This window comes from Paraburkholderia heleia NBRC 101817 (assembly GCF_000739775.1).
GTDB lineage: Bacteria > Pseudomonadota > Gammaproteobacteria > Burkholderiales > Burkholderiaceae > Paraburkholderia > Paraburkholderia heleia.
In genome coordinates this window covers 13,832-30,715 of record NZ_BBJH01000055.1, presented here as the reverse complement: position 1 = coordinate 30,715, position 16,884 = coordinate 13,832, and the positions used below count along the sequence as shown (strand labels likewise).

General features: G+C 67.6%; 13 protein-coding genes. 4 read left to right on the top strand and 9 right to left on the bottom strand.

All coding sequences use genetic code 11. From position 1 onward, the window contains the following. Window positions 1-89: 89 nt before the first annotated feature. The 4 genes from BHE01S_RS32555 to BHE01S_RS39395 form a co-directional block, all read right to left on the bottom strand. Window positions 90-1,289 carry a heme biosynthesis protein HemY gene (locus BHE01S_RS32555; RefSeq protein ID WP_042271607.1) on the bottom strand — a complete coding sequence of 400 codons (1,200 nt, stop codon included), beginning with the start codon at window positions 1,287-1,289 and terminating at the stop codon, window positions 90-92. A gap of 3 nt (window positions 1,290-1,292) precedes the next feature. Next, complete coding sequence (gene hemDX, locus BHE01S_RS32550) at window positions 1,293-3,470, bottom strand: fused uroporphyrinogen-III synthase HemD/membrane protein HemX (protein WP_245639932.1); 2,178 nt, start codon at window positions 3,468-3,470, stop codon at window positions 1,293-1,295. After that, complete coding sequence (gene hemC, locus BHE01S_RS32545) at window positions 3,467-4,519, bottom strand: hydroxymethylbilane synthase (protein ID WP_042271604.1); 1,053 nt, start codon at window positions 4,517-4,519, stop codon at window positions 3,467-3,469. The genes hemDX and hemC overlap by 4 nt, the downstream gene beginning before the upstream one ends. Before the next feature lie 416 nt (window positions 4,520-4,935). Further along, window positions 4,936-5,181: a hypothetical protein gene (locus tag BHE01S_RS39395; RefSeq protein WP_245639931.1), complete on the bottom strand. Its 246-nt coding sequence runs from the start codon at window positions 5,179-5,181 to the stop codon at window positions 4,936-4,938. Between BHE01S_RS39395 and ppc the strand changes: the two genes are divergently transcribed. Then, on the top strand, window positions 5,168-8,050 hold the full coding sequence (gene ppc, locus BHE01S_RS32540) for a phosphoenolpyruvate carboxylase (protein ID WP_245639930.1): 2,883 nt from the start codon (window positions 5,168-5,170) through the stop codon (window positions 8,048-8,050). The genes BHE01S_RS39395 and ppc overlap by 14 nt on opposite strands. 79 nt (window positions 8,051-8,129) lie before the next feature. On the opposite strand, the gene BHE01S_RS32535 is transcribed toward ppc, so the two are convergent. After that, window positions 8,130-8,894 carry a class I SAM-dependent methyltransferase gene (locus BHE01S_RS32535; protein WP_042271598.1) on the bottom strand — a complete coding sequence of 255 codons (765 nt, stop codon included), beginning with the start codon at window positions 8,892-8,894 and terminating at the stop codon, window positions 8,130-8,132. 201 nt (window positions 8,895-9,095) lie between these two features. On the opposite strand from BHE01S_RS32535, the gene BHE01S_RS32530 reads away from it, so the two are divergent. The 3 genes from BHE01S_RS32530 to BHE01S_RS32520 all read left to right on the top strand — a co-directional run bounded on the left by BHE01S_RS32530 (window position 9,096) and on the right by BHE01S_RS32520 (window position 12,437). Continuing rightward, window positions 9,096-9,920 carry a helix-turn-helix transcriptional regulator gene (locus BHE01S_RS32530; RefSeq protein WP_042271595.1) on the top strand — a complete coding sequence of 275 codons (825 nt, stop codon included), beginning with the start codon at window positions 9,096-9,098 and terminating at the stop codon, window positions 9,918-9,920. 139 nt (window positions 9,921-10,059) lie between these two features. Next, window positions 10,060-11,466, top strand: coding sequence for an argininosuccinate lyase (gene argH, locus BHE01S_RS32525; RefSeq protein ID WP_042271592.1), 1,407 nt, complete (start codon window positions 10,060-10,062; stop codon window positions 11,464-11,466). A gap of 41 nt (window positions 11,467-11,507) precedes the next feature. Continuing rightward, window positions 11,508-12,437, top strand: coding sequence for a bestrophin family protein (locus tag BHE01S_RS32520; RefSeq protein WP_042271588.1), 930 nt, complete (start codon window positions 11,508-11,510; stop codon window positions 12,435-12,437). A 10-nt stretch (window positions 12,438-12,447) separates the two neighbouring features. On the opposite strand, the gene BHE01S_RS32515 is transcribed toward BHE01S_RS32520, so the two are convergent. The 4 genes from BHE01S_RS32515 to BHE01S_RS32500 all read right to left on the bottom strand — a co-directional run bounded on the left by BHE01S_RS32515 (window position 12,448) and on the right by BHE01S_RS32500 (window position 16,828). Further along, window positions 12,448-13,164: a lysozyme inhibitor LprI family protein gene (locus BHE01S_RS32515; protein WP_042271585.1), complete on the bottom strand. Its 717-nt coding sequence runs from the start codon at window positions 13,162-13,164 to the stop codon at window positions 12,448-12,450. 17 nt (window positions 13,165-13,181) lie between these two features. Beyond that, window positions 13,182-15,461: an arginine/lysine/ornithine decarboxylase gene (locus BHE01S_RS32510; RefSeq protein ID WP_042271582.1), complete on the bottom strand. Its 2,280-nt coding sequence runs from the start codon at window positions 15,459-15,461 to the stop codon at window positions 13,182-13,184. 86 nt (window positions 15,462-15,547) lie between these two features. After that, window positions 15,548-16,117, bottom strand: a complete 570-nt coding sequence (dcd, locus tag BHE01S_RS32505) for a dCTP deaminase (protein ID WP_028207739.1) — start codon at window positions 16,115-16,117, stop codon at window positions 15,548-15,550. A 156-nt stretch (window positions 16,118-16,273) separates the two neighbouring features. After that, the gene (locus BHE01S_RS32500) at window positions 16,274-16,828 is read right to left on the bottom strand and encodes a superoxide dismutase family protein (protein ID WP_042271580.1); all 555 of its coding nucleotides are present in this window, start codon (window positions 16,826-16,828) and stop codon (window positions 16,274-16,276) included. Window positions 16,829-16,884 lie beyond the last annotated feature (56 nt).

The following is a 16,884-nucleotide window of genomic DNA, read 5'->3' as shown; positions in this document are numbered from 1 at the left end:
ACGCATGACGGCTTCAGCAAGGACAAACGGCCGCCTGTTTTGCAGGCGGCCGTTTTCGTTACGGCTTCGGTTTCGCGACGGCTTCTTCTTTACACCACGTTCATCGACAGTGCGCTCTCGCGGTAGTGCGAAGCCGCCTTCTCGCCATCGCCCAGCTGCTCGTGCAGGCGCGCGAGCGCGCGATGCGAGCGGATCTTGAGCGGCTCGTTCTGCGTCGCGTCGGCGGACTTGAGCGCGGCTTCGAGGAACGACTGCGCCTTGCCCCACAGTTGCTGCTTCAGGCACAAACGGCCCAGCGCGAACAGCAGGTCGCCGTCCTCGGGGCGCTCCTTGCGCCACGCTTCGGCCTTCTGGATGAGCGGCAGCGCGTCGCTGTCCGCCGTGTCCGGATAGCGGCGCAGCAAGCGCGCGTCCCAGTTCTGCGCGAGCGCTTCCTCGACGATCTTGCGCGCGTCGGCCGGGCGTCCGAGCGCGATCAGCAGTTCGGCGGCGCAGTCGGCGAGGCGCGGCGAGTGGCGCTCGACGTTCGAGAGCGACTGCCACAGCTCGAGCAGCGCATCGGCGTTGTGACGGCGGTCGCGCAGCAGATTTTCCGCCGCAAGCTGGCGCAGACGCACGGCCACGGCCGGGTGCAACGCCTCGCGCTTTTCCAGCGTCTTCACGAGCTTGAGCACTTCGCTCCAGTTCTTGAGCTGCTGCTGCGCGCGCAGCGCGATCTGTTGCGCATGGATGCGGCGGCCACCCTGCGTGCGCATTTCGGTGAGCGCGGCGAGCGCGCCATCGGCGTCGCGGCCGTCGGCGCGCATGTCGGCGGTCGCCATGAGGCGCGCTTCCTGGAGGTCGGGGTCGTCGACCTGGGTGAGCCATTCGTCGCGGCGCGCGTATTCATGCAGACGATGCGCAGCCGTCGCGGCGATCAGGCCCGCGGCGCTCGTATTCTTCGCGTCGGCGAGCGAATCGCGCGCGGCTTTCTCGGCACGCGAGAAGCGGCCCGCGTAGAGGTTGCCCACGGCGTCGCGCAGCGCCGAGTTCGCCTTCTCGGCACGCGCGCGCGCGCGGTAGGCGGCCACGCGGCGCGGCATCGTCACGATATTGCGGGCGAAACGCAGGATCGCGTAAAGCAGCAGGAAGGCCACGACGATGCCGACCACGAACAGGTTGAGCGAGACGTCCACGCGATACGGCGGATAGACGAGCAGCACCTGCCCGGTGTCGAAGCGCCCGACGGTCGCGAGCGCGACGGCAATCGCGAAGAGAAGCGCGAGCCAGAGGAGTCCACGGATCGCCATGTCTTACCCCCGGCTCCGGTATTGCTGGATCGCCTTCAGGCTCGTGTCGAGCGTGGGCAGCGCGACGGCGGCCGAGCCGTCGTTCACTTCCTTGAGCAGCTCGCGCACGGTTTGCGTGTCCTTCGAGGCGCCGTCGAAGTAGCGTGCGAGCGTGGCGTCGGCGGCCGCGAGGTCGGACTTGAGCGTTTCCTGGTTGCGCGAGAGCAGCGACAGGCGCGCCGACAGCAAACGCAGCTTCAGGTTCTCGCGCACGAAATAGCCTTGATCGGGCGACACCAGCATGGCGTCCGCGTTGTCGATGCGGCGCACCTGCACGAGGCTCGCGATCTGCTTGCCCACACCGTCGACGAACGTGTCGATCCAGACCTTCCATTTCGGCTGGTTGGTCGCGGCGGCAACCTGCGCGATATCGGCGGGTTGCGCAGCCTCCGGCTTCGTATGCGCGACGATCGCCTCACCCGAAAGCGGCAGCGAGTCGATCTGGCCGAGCGCGGTGTCGAGCTTGATGGCGAGACCCGTGAGGTCGGTGGACGGTGCGGCCTTGAGCTTGTCGATGTCCTGCGCGATCGCCTTGCGCACGGCGATGGCCTGCGCGTTGTCCGAGGCGGCGAGGCGCGTGTCGGCGCTTTGCAGCGCGAAGAGCGCGAGCTGCGTGTTGCCCGTGAGCTGGAGCTGTTCGCTCGCGCTCGACAGCATCTGGCCGACTTCGGCGAGCGTCCAGTCGTCGCGGCTCTTCGACAGGTCGGCGTATTGCTGCGCGAGCGCCTGCTGCGAATTCTGTGCGTCGGCGATCTTGCCTTCGAGCTGGGCGATCTGCTTGTCGATCTGCTGCGCGCCCGCAACCGCCTGGTCGGTGCGCGCGCGCAGCGCGGCGGTCTGCTGCTCGCTCGCCTGCTGACGTTCGATGGCCTGCATGCCGAGATTGTCGACCTTGCGGTTGAGGAAATAGCCGCCTGCGCCCGAGCCCGCCGCGACCAGCACCACGACGAGCCACAGCAGCGCCGTGCCCGCGCCGCGCCGCCCGTTGCCCGCACCCGGCGGCGGGGTCAGCGGCGCAGAAGACCCCGCACCCGACGAAGCATACGAAGGCCGCGCCGATGCGCCGCCCGATGCCGACGCGCTCGTCGCGACGGCGCCCTGATTAGCTGTGCTGCTCGAGTTGTTCGAATCTGTCATGCGTGGGTTGGCCGGCGCCTGGGCCGGAGTGTTCTGAACCGGTTGAACAACGGAAGAAGCGAGGCCTAGCAGCGTCTCGACGATGCGTTCGTCGCCCGCGCCGGACACCGCAATCCTATCAAAACCCATTGAGCGCGCCGTCTCGGCGATCCGCGGGTGGGGCGCGACGAGCGGCGCGTGACGCAGCTCGACGATCTCGCCCGCCGTGAGGTGCTCGCGCGCGAGTTCGTCGAGGTTGCGCACGCCCTCGGAGCTCGTGACGAGCCACGCATGCGGCGCGCCTTCGAGCAGCCCATGCACCTGGGTCCAGGCGGCGATGGGCGGCTCGGGCACGACGCGGCGGTAGGCCGCCACGGTCTCCACCTCGGCGCCCGCCTCGCGCAGACGCTCGGCGAGCCACTCGCGGCCGCCGTCGCCGCGCACGATCAGGACCCGCTTGCCCGCGAACGCGTCCACGCCGAAGGTCTTTTCGAGCGCGGCGTAGAGCGACTCCGAATCGAAGCGCGCAGGCTCTTCGTCCCCCGCGCCCGCGGGGCTCACCACGCGATGCTCGGGTGCCGCCACGCCGTGCCGCTCAAGTGCGGCCACGCTCGCCGGGCCGACCACGGCCACGGGCAGCGCAGGCGGCCAGATCGACGAGACCGAGGCATAGCACGCGAACGCGCGATCGACGGCGTTCGGCGAAACGAACACGACGAGCGCGTAGCGCTCGAGCGCGCCGAGCGCGGCGCGCAGCGGCGCTTCGTCGGTCACGGGCGCAATGGCGATGAGCGGGAAGTCGAGCGTGCGCATGCCATGCCGCGCGAGCTGCCCGGCGAGACCATCCGACTGACCGGCCGGCCGGGTAATGACGACGGTGAATGCATTACCGTCACCACTGCCGCCATGGCGGTTATCGCCGCCTGGCGTCGACGCGCGCTTCGCGCCGGTGGAGGGCGCGCCAGGCCCGCCCCAGTCGTCGGGCTGGTCGGGGTTGCCGTACGGTTGCCTGGGATCGGCCATCATCTGGAGGCCGGGCCTTCGCCCGCGCCGGTTGGGTTGTGGGTGGCGGCGCCCCTGGCGGGCGCGGCATTGGGACCGTCTGCGGCCTGGGCCGCGTCCGCGAGCGCGCGTACGATCTCGAGCGCGCCCTGCGCGATGAGGTCGTCGGCAACGCGGCGGCCGAGCGCCATGGCATCGTCGACCGTGGATGCCGCGTCGGCCTCCTGCGCGGCGAGCACGCGGCTCGCGTCGGGCGTGGCGATCGTGCCGCGCAGCGCAAGCTTGCCGTCGTGCCACTGCGCGTAGGCCGCAAGCGGCACCGTGCAGCTGCCGCCCAGCGCGCGCGAAACCATGCGCTCGGCTTCGACGGCCTTCGCGGTGGCGTCGTCGTGCAGCGGCGCGAGCCATGCGGCGAGATCGGCGCGATCGGCGCGGATCTCGATGCCGAGCGCGCCCTGGCCCGCCGCCGGCAGGCTGTCCTCGGGCTCGATGAGCGCGCGGATACGCGCGCCGAGGCCAAGGCGCTTCAAGCCCGCGGCCGCGAGAATGATGGCCGCGTAGTCGCCGCGGTCGAGCTTGGAAAGGCGCGTGTCGAGATTGCCGCGCAACGGCTTGACGTCGAGATCCGGATAGCGCGCACGGATCATCGACTCGCGGCGCAGGCTCGACGTGCCCACCACGCTGCCCGCCGGCAGCGCGGCGAGCGAGTCGTAGTCGTTGGAGACGAACGCGTCGCGCGGGTCCTCGCGCTCCATGATGGCCGCGAGCGTGAAGCCTTCGGGCAGCTCCATCGGCACGTCCTTGAGCGAGTGCACGGCGAGATCGGCGCGGCCCTCGGCGAGCGCCTGCTCCAGTTCCTTCACGAAAAGACCCTTGCCGCCCACCTTCGAGAGCGTGCGGTCGAGAATTTGATCGCCGCGTGTCGTCATTCCAACAATTTTCACGTCGCAGGCTGGATATAATTTGTGCAGCGCAGCTTGCACATGCTCGGCCTGCCACATCGCGAGGCGGCTCTCCCGCGAAGCGATCACCAGGGTGCGGGGCATGGGCGCGGATAACGTCTCGGAGTTCATGGCAAGGACATCGAATGACGGGATGAAAAGCAGGATCGGATAACAGGCAATGTTAGCACGCGCCCTTTTTACCGCCTCCCCGCTGGGACAGGCTGACAAGGCGCGGGCGGCGGCAAGGAAGAGACTCGGGCGTTGCAGGGGCGCTTACTGTACCCATCGCAGGCAAACTGGCGCGCGCCCGGCACGTATACGGCCCGCGCAGCCCCGGCCATCGCCGCGGCGTTCGGCTTGCGTCCGCCTTCGCAGCGGCGCACTCTCCAGCAAGGCCTGCACCCGGTGCACCGCCATTGGCGAGCGGCGCCGCCTCTGCCCTATCCGCACGGCTCGCACAGGGTGGCACCTTCCACCCTCTCCAGGTTGCACCCGCAGTACACGGCCCGGCACGCGCCGCGGCCACGCAGTTGGCAGTTCCCCGACTAACCTGCCCATATCCTGGCAAGCCTCAAGGAAAACATCGTGAAGTCTTCAGGCTCGGCGCGCGCAGAGCGCCGCAACACCGCATCGCAGAACGCATCCTCGAAGGCCGCATCGGCCACGCCGTCCACGAAACCGCCGAAAACGACGAAGACCACGAAATCCACGAAATCCACGACGCACAAACCGGCCGCCCAGGCTGCAAAGGCGCCGAAGACGCCGAAGGCCGAAAAAGTGACGAAGGCCACGCGGGCGGCGAAGGCGCCGAAAGCGGGCGCCGGCGCTTCGCGCAATGGCCGCGCGCGCGACGACAAGGACCAGCCGCTCTTCGAAGACATCCGGTACCTGGGCCGCCTGCTCGGCGAGGTACTGCGCGAGCAGGAAGGCGACGCCGTGTTCGACATCGTGGAAACCATTCGTCAGACCGCCGTGCGCTTTCGCCGCGAGGACGACAACGCCGACGCGCTGGCACTGGAAAAGCAGTTGCGCGCGCTCTCGCCCGAGCAGACCGTGAGCGTCGTGCGCGCGTTCAGCTACTTCTCGCATCTCGCGAACATCGCTGAAGACCGCCACCGCAACCGCCGCCGCCGCATTCACGACCTCGCGGGGTCGGCGCCGCAGGCGGGCACCATCGCGCATTCGCTCGAACGTCTCGCGCTTGCGGGCGCGGCCGCGACACCGGTGCTCCAGCAGTTTTTCAACGACGCGCTGATCGTCCCCGTGCTCACCGCGCACCCCACGGAAGTGCAGCGCAAGAGCACGCTCGACTCGCAGCACGACATCGCGCGCCTGCTCGCCGAGCGCGACCAGCCGCTCACGCATCGCGAACTCGAGCACAACGAGTCGCTCCTGCGCGCGCGCGTGACCTCGCTTTGGCAAACGCGCATGCTGCGCGAGTCGCGCCTGACCGTCGGCGACGAAATCGAAAACGCGCTTTCGTATTACCACACGACCTTCCTCACCGAGATCCCGGCGCTCTACGGCGAGATCGAAATGCAGTTGAAGGAACACGGCCTTTCGGCACGCCTGCCCGCTTTCTTCCAGATGGGCAGCTGGATCGGCGGCGACCGCGACGGCAACCCGAACGTCACGGCCGCCACGCTCGAAGAAGCGAGCGAGCGCCAGGCGCAGGTGATCCTGCAGCATTACCTCGACGAAGTGCACCGCCTGGGCGCCGAGCTGTCGGTGTCGAACCTGCTCGCGGGCGCAAGCGCTGAGCTGCAGGCGCTGGCCGAAGCCTCGCCCGACCAGTCGCCGCACCGCGTGGACGAGCCGTATCGCCGCGCGCTGATCGGCGTGTACACGCGCCTTGCCGCCAGCGCGCGCGTGCGTCTGGGCGAAGGCGTGGTGGCCGTGCGCAGCGCGGGCCGCAACGCCGCACCCGTGCGCGCCACGCCCTACGCCGACGCGGACGAGTTCTCGCGCGACCTGCATATCCTGATGGATTCGCTCGCCGAGCATCACGGCGCGTCGCTCGCCACCACGCGGCTTGCCCCGCTCATGCGAGCTGTCGACGTGTTCGGCTTCCATCTCGCCTCGATCGATCTGCGCCAGAGTTCGGACATCCACGAAGCCGTGATTACGGAGCTGCTCGCGCGCGCCGGCGTCGAGGCCGACTACGCGGCGCTGTCCGAAGAGGACAAGCAGATCGTGCTGCTCGCGCAACTCACCGATCCGCGCACGCTGCGCTCGCCGTATCTCGACTATTCGGACCTCGTGAAGAGCGAGCTGGGCGTGCTGGAAATGGCGCGCGTGACGCGCGAGAAGTTCGGCGCGCGCGCGGTGCGCAACTACATCATCTCGCACACCGAAACGGTTTCCGACCTGCTCGAAGTGATGCTGCTGCAGAAGGAAACCGGCCTCATGGGCGGGCGCCTCGGCCACGCGGAAGACCCCGCGAAGGCCGCGCTGATGGTGATCCCGCTCTTCGAGACGATTCCCGACCTGCGCCACGCGCCGGGCATCATGCGCGACCTGCTCGCGCTGCCGGGCATCGACGGCATTGTCGAGCACCAGGGCAACGAGCAGGAAATCATGCTCGGCTACTCGGACAGCAACAAGGACGGCGGCTTCCTCACCTCGAACTGGGAGCTGTACCGCGCGGAGCTGGCGCTCGTCGCGCTGTACAAGCAGCGCGGCATCACGCTGCGTCTGTTCCACGGCCGCGGTGGCACGGTGGGCCGTGGAGGCGGCCCGACCTACAACGCGATCCTCTCGCAGCCGCCGGGCACGGTGGAAGGACAGATCCGCCTCACGGAACAGGGCGAAGTCATCGCGAGCAAGTTCGGTAATCCGGAGATCGGCCGCCGCAACCTCGAAACGGTGATCGCCGCGACCCTCGAAGCGACGCTGCTGCCGATGGGCGGCGCGAGCAGCGCGCCCGACGAACTACCCGCGTTCGAAGAGGCGATGCAGCATCTCTCCGACGCCGCGATGGCCGCGTACCGCTCGCTCGTGTACGAGACGCCGGGCTTCACCGACTATTTCTTCGCCTCGACGCCGATCACGGAAATCGCGGAGCTGAACATCGGCAGCCGCCCAGCCTCGCGCAAGCTGCAGGACCCGAAGAACCGCAAGATCGACGATCTGCGCGCGATTCCATGGGGCTTCTCGTGGGGCCAGTGCCGCCTGCTGCTTACGGGCTGGTATGGCTTCGGCAGCGCGGTGGCCTCGTATCTCGACGACGCGGGCAGCGACGCCGAGCGGGCGCGCCGACTTGCGATGTTCAGGAAAATGTACAAGACCTGGCCGTTCTTCTCGAACCTGCTCTCGAACATGGACATGACGCTCGCGAAGACCGACCTCGCGGTGGCCTCGCGCTACGCGCAGCTCGTCGCGGACAAGAAGCTGCGCAAGCTCGTGTTCGAGCGCATCGTGGCCGAATGGGAGCGCACGACGAAGGTGCTCGGCGAGATCACGGGCACAGCCGGTCGGCTCGCCGATAACCCGCTGCTCGCGCGCTCGATCAAGAACCGCTTCCCGTATCTCGACCCTTTGAATCACTTGCAGGTGGAACTGATCAAGCGCTATCGCGCCGGTGACCCGAGCCCGCGCGTGCGGCGCGGTATTCATCTGACGATCAACGGGATTGCTGCAGGGTTGCGCAATACGGGTTGAGCGTTCGCGCTGGGCTCGTGTGCAAACGGCGTCGTGCCCTCGCGGGCACGACGCCGTTTTTGATTGCCGTGCCCGGGCCTCAATCGCGCCGCGTCGCCTCGATCATCAGTGCATCGAGCTTGAACGACAAATCGCTCTGCACATCGAAGTATCCACGCACCTCATCCGGCGCGCGCTCCCACATCGAGCGGATCGCGCTCACGCGCTCCAGCGGCGTACGCATGCGCGCGACCCACGAATCGAAGTCGAGCGCGATGCGCCAGCGTTCGCTCACCTTCGCGTCGAAGCCGGCGGCGTCGAGCATCGCGAGCCACTCGTCGGCGCGGTAGTCACGAATGTGCGACGCATCGCGCAACAGTTCGATCGCCTGAATATGCGTGTCGTAAAGCGGATCGTCGATGCCCGCGATATCGATGAACTTCAGCCGGCCGCCCGGCTTGAGCACGCGGTGCACCTCGGCCAGCGCGCGCGGCACATCGCGCCAGTGGTGTGCGCTCATGCGGCTCACGGCCCAGTTGAAGCTCGCGTCGGCGAACGGCAGCGTTTCCGCCGCGCCCTGCTGCGTGCGCACGGTCGTCAAGCCACGCTCCTTCGCCGCGGCTTCGACCGTGGCGAGCATCTGCGGGGCAATGTCGTAGGCCACGACTTCGCGCACGTGCGGCGCCACGGCGAAGCTCGCATGGCCCGCGCCGCAGCCCATGTCCAGCACCGTCGCATTGCCGCAGGTGGCCGCGAACGTCGCGGCGAGGTTCTCCAGATCCGCGCCGCTCGCGTGGACCTGGCTCGTGAGGTAGGCGGCGGCGGTCGAGCCGAATGCGTCGGCGACCTGATCGTGATGCTTCATCGCATGCTCCTTTTTGCGGGTTTTGATGCGGTGCTTGATGTAGGGCGCGAAGCGTCGAGCGCTGCGCGCCGCGGGTTCTGCCCTCTCCGGGCTGGCCGACGCGGCGGCCCGTCGCCGCGTCAGACGCTACAATAGAGGCCGTTTTGTACCAGTACAAGTTAAGCGATTATTCTGGTATTGCCGCCACCCGCCCCACACCCAATGAGCCTCGACACGCCCGCCGCCGCGAGCGGCTCCGCCAAAACCCTCGACGCGACGCCCGCCCGCGCGCTCGGCGAATTCATCCGCGCCCATCGCGAGCGTCTTTCGCCGGCGGAGGTCGGCCTGCCGCCCGGCCCGCGCCGCCGCACGCCGGGCCTGCGCCGTGAAGAAGTCGCACAGTTGTGCGGCGTGAGTCCGACCTGGTACACGTGGATCGAGCAGGGGCGCCCCGTTTCGGCCTCGGCAGACGCGCTCGCGCGCATCGCCGTCGCGCTGCGGCTCTCGCGCGCCGAGCGCGCCTATCTGTTCGAGCTGGCCGCGCAGCGCGACCCCGCCGAGCCCGATCCTGCCGCCGCCGCGGACGCGCCCGCCACGCTGCTGCAAACGGTGCAGCTCGTGGATGCCCCCGCCTACGTGCTCGACCGCCAGTGGACCGCGCTCGCCTGGAACGCGCATGCGGCGGACCTCTTCACCGGCTGGCTCGACGGCGGGCACGACCGCAACCTGCTGCGCTTCACGTTCACCGAGCCGCTCGGGCGCGAGCTGATCGTGGATTGGGAAACGCGCGCGCGGCGCCTTGCCGCCGAGTTCCGCGCCGACTCCATCCGCCACCTGAACGACGCACCCACGCGCGCGCTGATCGACTCGCTGATCGCCGCAAGCGACGCGTTCGCGCGCTTCTGGGCCTCGCAGGACGTGTTCGAACGCGAGGGCGGCCGGCGCGAGTTCAACCATCCGCGCCACGGCCGCATCGCCTACGACCAGATCACCTTCAAGCCCGCGCACCGCGAAGATCTCAAGCTCGTGGTGCTGGTGCGGCTCTGAGCGGCGCGCTCCGCCTGGCGGCGTTCCGGCAGAGCGCCAATGTTAAAATCGGGATCTTTCCCGCCGTGCCTGACGTAATGCACCGCAATGCGCCGCGCGGCACGCCTTCTCACCGCTTGCTCGTTCACGCCCCATCACCATGACGTCCCAACTGCACAAAAAAGGCGAAGCCTGGTCGGCTCGCTTCTCCGAACCGATGTCGGAGCTGGTCAAGCGCTACACGTCGTCGGTCTTCTTCGACAAGCGCCTTGCGCTCGTCGATATCGAGGGCTCGCTCGCGCACGCGTCGATGCTGGCCGCGCAGAAGATCATCTCCGCCGACGACCTCGCCGCCATCCAGGGCGGCATGGCGAAGATCAAGGGCGAGATCGAGCGCGGTGAATTCGAATGGCTGCTCGACCTCGAAGACGTGCACCTGAACATCGAAGCGCGCCTGACCGCCCTGATCGGCGACGCGGGCAAGCGCCTGCACACGGGCCGCTCGCGCAACGACCAGGTCGCGACCGACATCCGCCTGTGGCTGCGCGGCGAGATCGACCGCATCGGCGTCCTGCTCGGCGGCCTGCGCGGCGCGCTGCTCGACCTCGCTGAACAGCACTCGGGCACGATCATGCCCGGCTTCACGCACCTGCAAGTGGCGCAGCCGGTCACCTTCGGCCATCACCTGCTCGCCTACGTGGAAATGTTCACGCGCGATGCCGAGCGCATGGCGGACTGCCGCAAGCGCGTGAACCGTCTGCCGCTCGGCGCGGCGGCGCTCGCGGGCACGAGCTACCCGATCGACCGCTTCGCCGTGGCGAAGACGCTCGGCTTCGACGGCATCTGCGCAAACTCGCTCGACGCCGTTTCCGACCGCGACTTCGCCATCGAATTCACGGCGGCGGCCGCGCTCGTGATGACGCACGTCTCGCGCTTCTCGGAAGAGCTGGTGCTGTGGATGAGCCCGCGCGTGGGCTTCATCGATCTGGCCGACCGCTTCTGCACGGGCTCGTCGATCATGCCGCAAAAGAAGAACCCGGACGTGCCGGAGCTCGCGCGCGGCAAGACCGGCCGCGTGAACGGCCATCTCATGGCGCTCCTCACGCTCATGAAGGGCCAGCCGCTCGCCTACAACAAGGACAACCAGGAAGACAAGGAGCCCCTGTTCGACACGGTCGATACCGTGGCGGACACGCTGCGCATCTTCGCGGAGATGGTCGCGGGCATCACGGTCAAGGAGCAGGCAATGCGCGCGGCTGCGCTGCAAGGCTTCTCGACGGCCACCGATCTGGCCGACTACCTCGTCAAGAAGGGCTTGCCGTTCCGCGACGCGCACGAAGCCGTGGCGCACGCGGTGCGTATCTGCGTGGACCGCAACTGCGATCTCGCCGACCTCACGCTCGACGAGATGCGCCGCGAACTGCCGGCCGTCTCACACCTGCTGGGCGAGGACGTGTTCGAAGTGCTGACGCTCGAAGGCTCGGTTTCGGCGCGCAACCATCCGGGCGGCACCGCGCCCGAGCAGGTGCGTGCGGCCATCGCGGCGGCGCGCGCAGCGCTCAGGTAAGCGCAGCGTAGCGGGCGCAAAGCGCCCGCACCCCCCGCCCCATGATCGTCCGCCCACATCTCCACTGGTTCCGCATGCTGCTCGCGTGGCGCGGTTCCGTGCTGCCGCAGCTTCTGCCGCGCCTTTTCATCGTGCTGGTCCTCTCGATCATCGCAGTGGCCGCGCACGATCACATCCTCAAGCTCACGGTCAACCTGAGCACCGTGCCGTTCTCGCTGATCGGCATTGCGCTCGCGGTGTTTCTCGGCTTTCGCAACAGCGCGAGCTACGACCGCTACTGGGAAGGCCGCAAGCTCTGGGGGCAAATGCTCAACGAGACGCGCTCGCTGGTGCGGCAAGCGCTGACGCTCCCGCGCGGCGGCGACGAAGCCGCAACGCGCGAGCGGGCGCGGGAACTGGCCGGCCTGCTCGCTGCGCTGCCGCACGCGCTGCGCCATCAACTGCGCCATACCGACCCGCGCGCCGATCTCGAGCCCCGCCTGCCGCCCGCACTGTTCGAGCGCGTGATGGCTTCGCGCTACCGCCCGGCCACGCTCATGCTCTGCGCCTCGGAATGGGTCCGGCGCGAGACGCACGAAAGCCGCCTCGACGGCTACGCGGTGCTCGCGTTCGAGCACAATCTCAATGGCATTTCGGATGTGATCGGCGGGTGCGAACGTATCGTCTCCACGCCGCTGCCGTTCGCCTATACGGTGATGATTCATCGCACCGTCTACTTCTTCTGCGCGATGCTGCCGTTCGGTCTCGTCGACAGCATCGGCGGCTTGACGCCGATCTTCGCCGTGTTCGTGGCCTACGCGTTCATGGCCCACGAGGCGATCGCCTCGCAGCTCGAAGACCCGTTCGGCACCGAAGACAACGACCTCGCGCTCAACCTGATGTCGGCCGGCATCGAGGCCGCGTTGCACGACCTGATGGGCGAGCCCACGTCGCTGCCGGCGCGCGCGCCGGAGCAGTTCATCCTCGACTGAAGGCGCAGCCTCAGTGGTTGTTCACCGTTTCAGCGAGGCGCTTCAAGGTCGCGAGGCGCCCGCCTAGCAGATCGAGCCGCGCATGCTCGTCGATGAGCGGCGTGGTCGCATCGCGATACGCGCGCCAGGCGCTTTGTGCGCGCGAGACCGTAGGCCGCGCGTGCCTGGGCATGCGCGCATAGAGCTGACGGTAGTAGCGATTGAGGTCGTAGCTCACGTGCTCGCAGCGCGCGTCGGCGCTGCAGACGCGCGCCTTCGGCGCGTCGCCGTCGTACGTGGCCGCCTGATTGCGCAGCGCAAGCGCGCGCTCGCGCACCGGCTGCAGGCGCATGTCCGCCTCGTACAGCTGATAGGTGCTGCCGCTCGTGGTGGCAAACGCGGCACCGAGCATGGTGTCCTCGGCGTCGCGCCAGGCCACCCACTTCTGCTGGCTCAGCTGCCAGCGCTTTTGCTGCGTAGCCGGCAACTTCGCGAGCAGCTGCATGAGCGCGGTGTCGGCGGCCTTGCGCCACGCGGTGCGCGCGTCGTCCATGCACTGGATCTGTCCGGCCGTCGTTGACCGGTCCGCGCGCGCGAGACACGTGCGCATGGCCGTGTCGATCGGATCGGCGGCCGCGACCTCGGCGCGCGCCGCCGGCGCCACGGCGAACAGCACCGTGGCCGCGGACAGCGCCGACACCATCCCGGTAAAGTAACGCGCTAGCCGCGCCGATGAACCACCCAACATTCCCCTCCCTTGCGCGTTCAGTCGCGCACGCAATCCACGAAATACTCGATGCGGCCGTTGATGGTCTCGCCCACGAGCCCGTGGATGTCGGTATGGAAGCCCGGGAAGCGCTCGTTGAACTCGCGCGCGAACTTCAGATAATTCACGATCGTCCTGTTGAAGCGCTCGCCCGGAATCAGCAGCGGAATGCCCGGCGGGTACGGCGTGAGCAGGATCGAGGTGACGCGGCCTTCGAGTTCGTCGACAGGCACGCGGTCGATCTCGCGGTGCGCGAGCTTCGCGAATGCGTCCGAGGGCTTCATGGCGGGCTCCATGCTCGAGAGGTACATCTCGGTCGTGAGGCGCGCGATGTCGTTGGCGCGGTAGACGCTGTGGATCTGCTGGCACAGGTCGCGCAGGCCCACGCGCTCGTACATCGGATGCTGCGCGACGAATTCGGGCAGCACGCGCCACAGCGGCTGGTTGTTGTCGTAGTCGTCCTTGAACTGCTGAAGCTCGGTCACCATCGAGTTCCAGCGGCCCTTCGTGATGCCGATCGTGAACATGATGAAGAACGAGTACAGACCCGTCTTCTCGACGATGATGCCGTGCTCGGCCAGATACTTCGTCACGATCGCGGCCGGAATGCCGGTCTCGCCGAATTCGCCGTCCACGTCCAGACCCGGCGTGACGATGGTCGCCTTGATCGGGTCCAGCATGTTGAAGCCTTCCGCCAGCGCGCCGAAGCCGTGCCAGTGATCGTTCGGGCGCAGCATCCAGTCTTCGCGCGAACCGATGCCTTCCTCGGCCAGCTCGTCCGGCCCCCAGACCTGGAAGAACCAGTCGTCGCCGTATTCGGCGTCCACCTTGCGCATGGCGCGGCGGAAGTCGAGCGCTTCGGCGATGGACTCTTCCACCAGTGCCGGGCCGCCCGGCGCTTCCATCATGGCGGCCGCCACGTCGCACGACGCGATGATCGCGTACTGCGGGCTCGTCGACGTGTGCATCAGATACGCCTCGTTGAAGCGGTGACGGTCGAAGGCGCTGTCTTCCGAATCCTGAACGACGATCTGCGAAGCCTGCGAGATGCCGGCGAGCAGCTTGTGCGTGGAGTGCGTCGCGAACACCAGCGCCTTGGTACGCGGACGGCCCGCGCCGATCGCATGCATGTCCTGGTAGAACGCGTGGAATTCGGCGTGCGGCAGCCAGGCTTCGTCGAAGTGCAGCGTGTCGAGCATGTCGCCGAGCAGATCCTTGATCATCTCGACGTTGTAGATCACGCCGTCATAGGTGCTCTGCGTGATCGTGAGAATACGCGGCTTGACGTTCGGGTTCTTCTCGAGCGCCTCGCGCGCGAACGGATTCGCGAGGATCTTCTTGCGGATGTTTTCGGGCTTGAACTCGTCGCGCGGAATCGGGCCGATGATGCCGAAGTTGTTGCGCGTGGGCGTGAGGAACACGGGAATGGCACCCGTCATCGTGATCGCGTGCAGGATCGACTTGTGGCAGTTGCGGTCCACCAGCACGATGTCGCCGGGCGCGACCGTTGCGTGCCAGACGATCTTGTTCGACGTGGACGTGCCGTTGGTCACGAAGAACACGTGGTCCGCGCTGAAGATGCGCGCCGCGTTGCGCTCCGAGGCCGCGACCGGGCCGGTGTGATCGAGCAGCTGGCCGAGTTCCTCGACCGCATTGCAGACGTCGGCGCGCAGCATGTTCTCGCCGAAGAACTGGTGGAACATCTGGCCGAGCGGATTCTTCAGGAACGCGACGCCGCCCGAGTGACCCGGGCAGTGCCACGAGTACGAACCTTCGTCGGCGTACTTGACGAGCTCCTTGAAGAACGGCGGCGCCAGCGCGTCGAGATACACGCGCGCTTCGCGAATGACGTGGCGCGCAACGAACTCCGGCGTGTCCTCGAACATGTGGATGAAGCCGTGCAGCTCGCGCAGGATGTCGTTGGGCAGATGGCGCGAGGTGCGCGTCTCGCCGTACAGGAAGATGGGGATGTCCGAGTTGCGCTTGCGCACCGCTTCCATGAACGCGCGCAGCGCGACGATGGCGGGGGCGTGCTCGGGCGCTTCCTCGTCCGAACCTTCCACGTAGGGCAGCAGCTCGTCGTCGTCGATCGAAAGGATGAAGCACGCCGCGCGGCTCGACTGCTGCGCGAACGACGTGAGGTCGCCGTAGCTCGTCAGCCCGAGGACTTCCGCGCCCTCTTTCTCGATGGCTTCGGCGAGCGCGCGGATGCCGGAACCCGAGATGTTCTCGGAGCGAAAGTCTTCGTCGATGATGACGACGGGAAAACGAAACTTCATGGGCGATTCTCCAAAAGAAACGACCGCTGCATATGACGCGCAGCGGTCCCCGTATGTCGTTGTGTCCGGTGCCAGGAGCGGTTGCGTCAGGTCTTCGGCAGGGTGACGCCGTGCTGGCCTTGATATTTGCCGCCGCGATCCGCGTACGAGACCTCGCAGATCTCATCGCTCTCGAAGAACAGCACTTGCGCCACCCCCTCGTTCGCGTAGATTTTCGCAGGCAAAGGTGTCGTATTCGAGAATTCGAGCGTGACGTACCCTTCCCACTCGGGCTCGAACGGCGTGACGTTCACGATGATCCCGCAGCGCGCGTAGGTGGACTTGCCCAGACACACGGTCAGGACGTTGCGCGGAATGCGGAAATACTCGACCGTGCGCGCCAGCGCGAACGAATTGGGCGGGATGATGCAGACGTCGCCCTTGAAGTCCACGAACGACTTTTCGTCGAAGTTCTTCGGGTCGACGATGGTCGAGTTGATATTCGTGAAGATCTTGAATTCGTCGGCGCAGCGGATGTCGTAGCCGTAGCTCGAGGTGCCATAGCTCACGATCTTGCGGCCGTCTTCCGACATACGGACCTGATCGCGCACGAACGGCTCGATCATCTTCTGCTCTTCGGCCATGCGCCGGATCCACTTGTCGGACTTGATTGCCATGTTCGCTACTTGATAACGAGAAAATCGGGTCGGGAAAGCATGCGGACGGGCCCACCGGGCGGGCGCCGCGTGCGAAAGGCGCCTATTTTACGCGATGTGGATCGGCATGCCTGGAACTGCGTTTCGCGCGGCCGCAAACGCAACCCCCGGCCATGCTCATTGGGCGCGGATCACCCCGCAGGCGAGCGCCGGGCCGGTGCCGCGCTGCGGATACGCGTAGGGGTCGATGGCGTCCCGGTGCACGATCACCGCGCGCTGCAGCACGGAGCGCACGCCGTCGAGCGAGACGTCGGGGGCGACGATAAAGCCCGACGCCACGCCGTTCGAATCCGCATGGATATTGCCGAGGTCGCCTTCCACGCGCGCGCCGGCCTTCAGGCGCTCCGCGGCGGGCGCGAACACGGCGCCGGCGCTCGAGGCGTCGGTGGCGTTGCAGTCGCCGCGCTCGTGCACCTGCAATGCGTGATCGCTGTCGGGCTGCAGGCCCGCGAGGTTGTAGCTCACCTGCACGCCGTCCGAGTGTTCGACGAACGAAACCGTGCCGCGCGCCTGACTGCCGACGGTGGGCAGCAACTGTGCGGCCGCGCGCTTGTCCTGCTGGCCCATGAAGCTCGTGCAGCCCGCCAGCAGCGTGCAGCCGCAAAGCACGACGAGGGCGATCATCCAGACGACCTGCGCATTCCCCGCTTGCCTGTCGTGTCCTTTATCCATGCGATCCTCTTGCCGGGCGGCGGCCGCCCCGTTGCTGCCGCCATGCCGGACCCGAT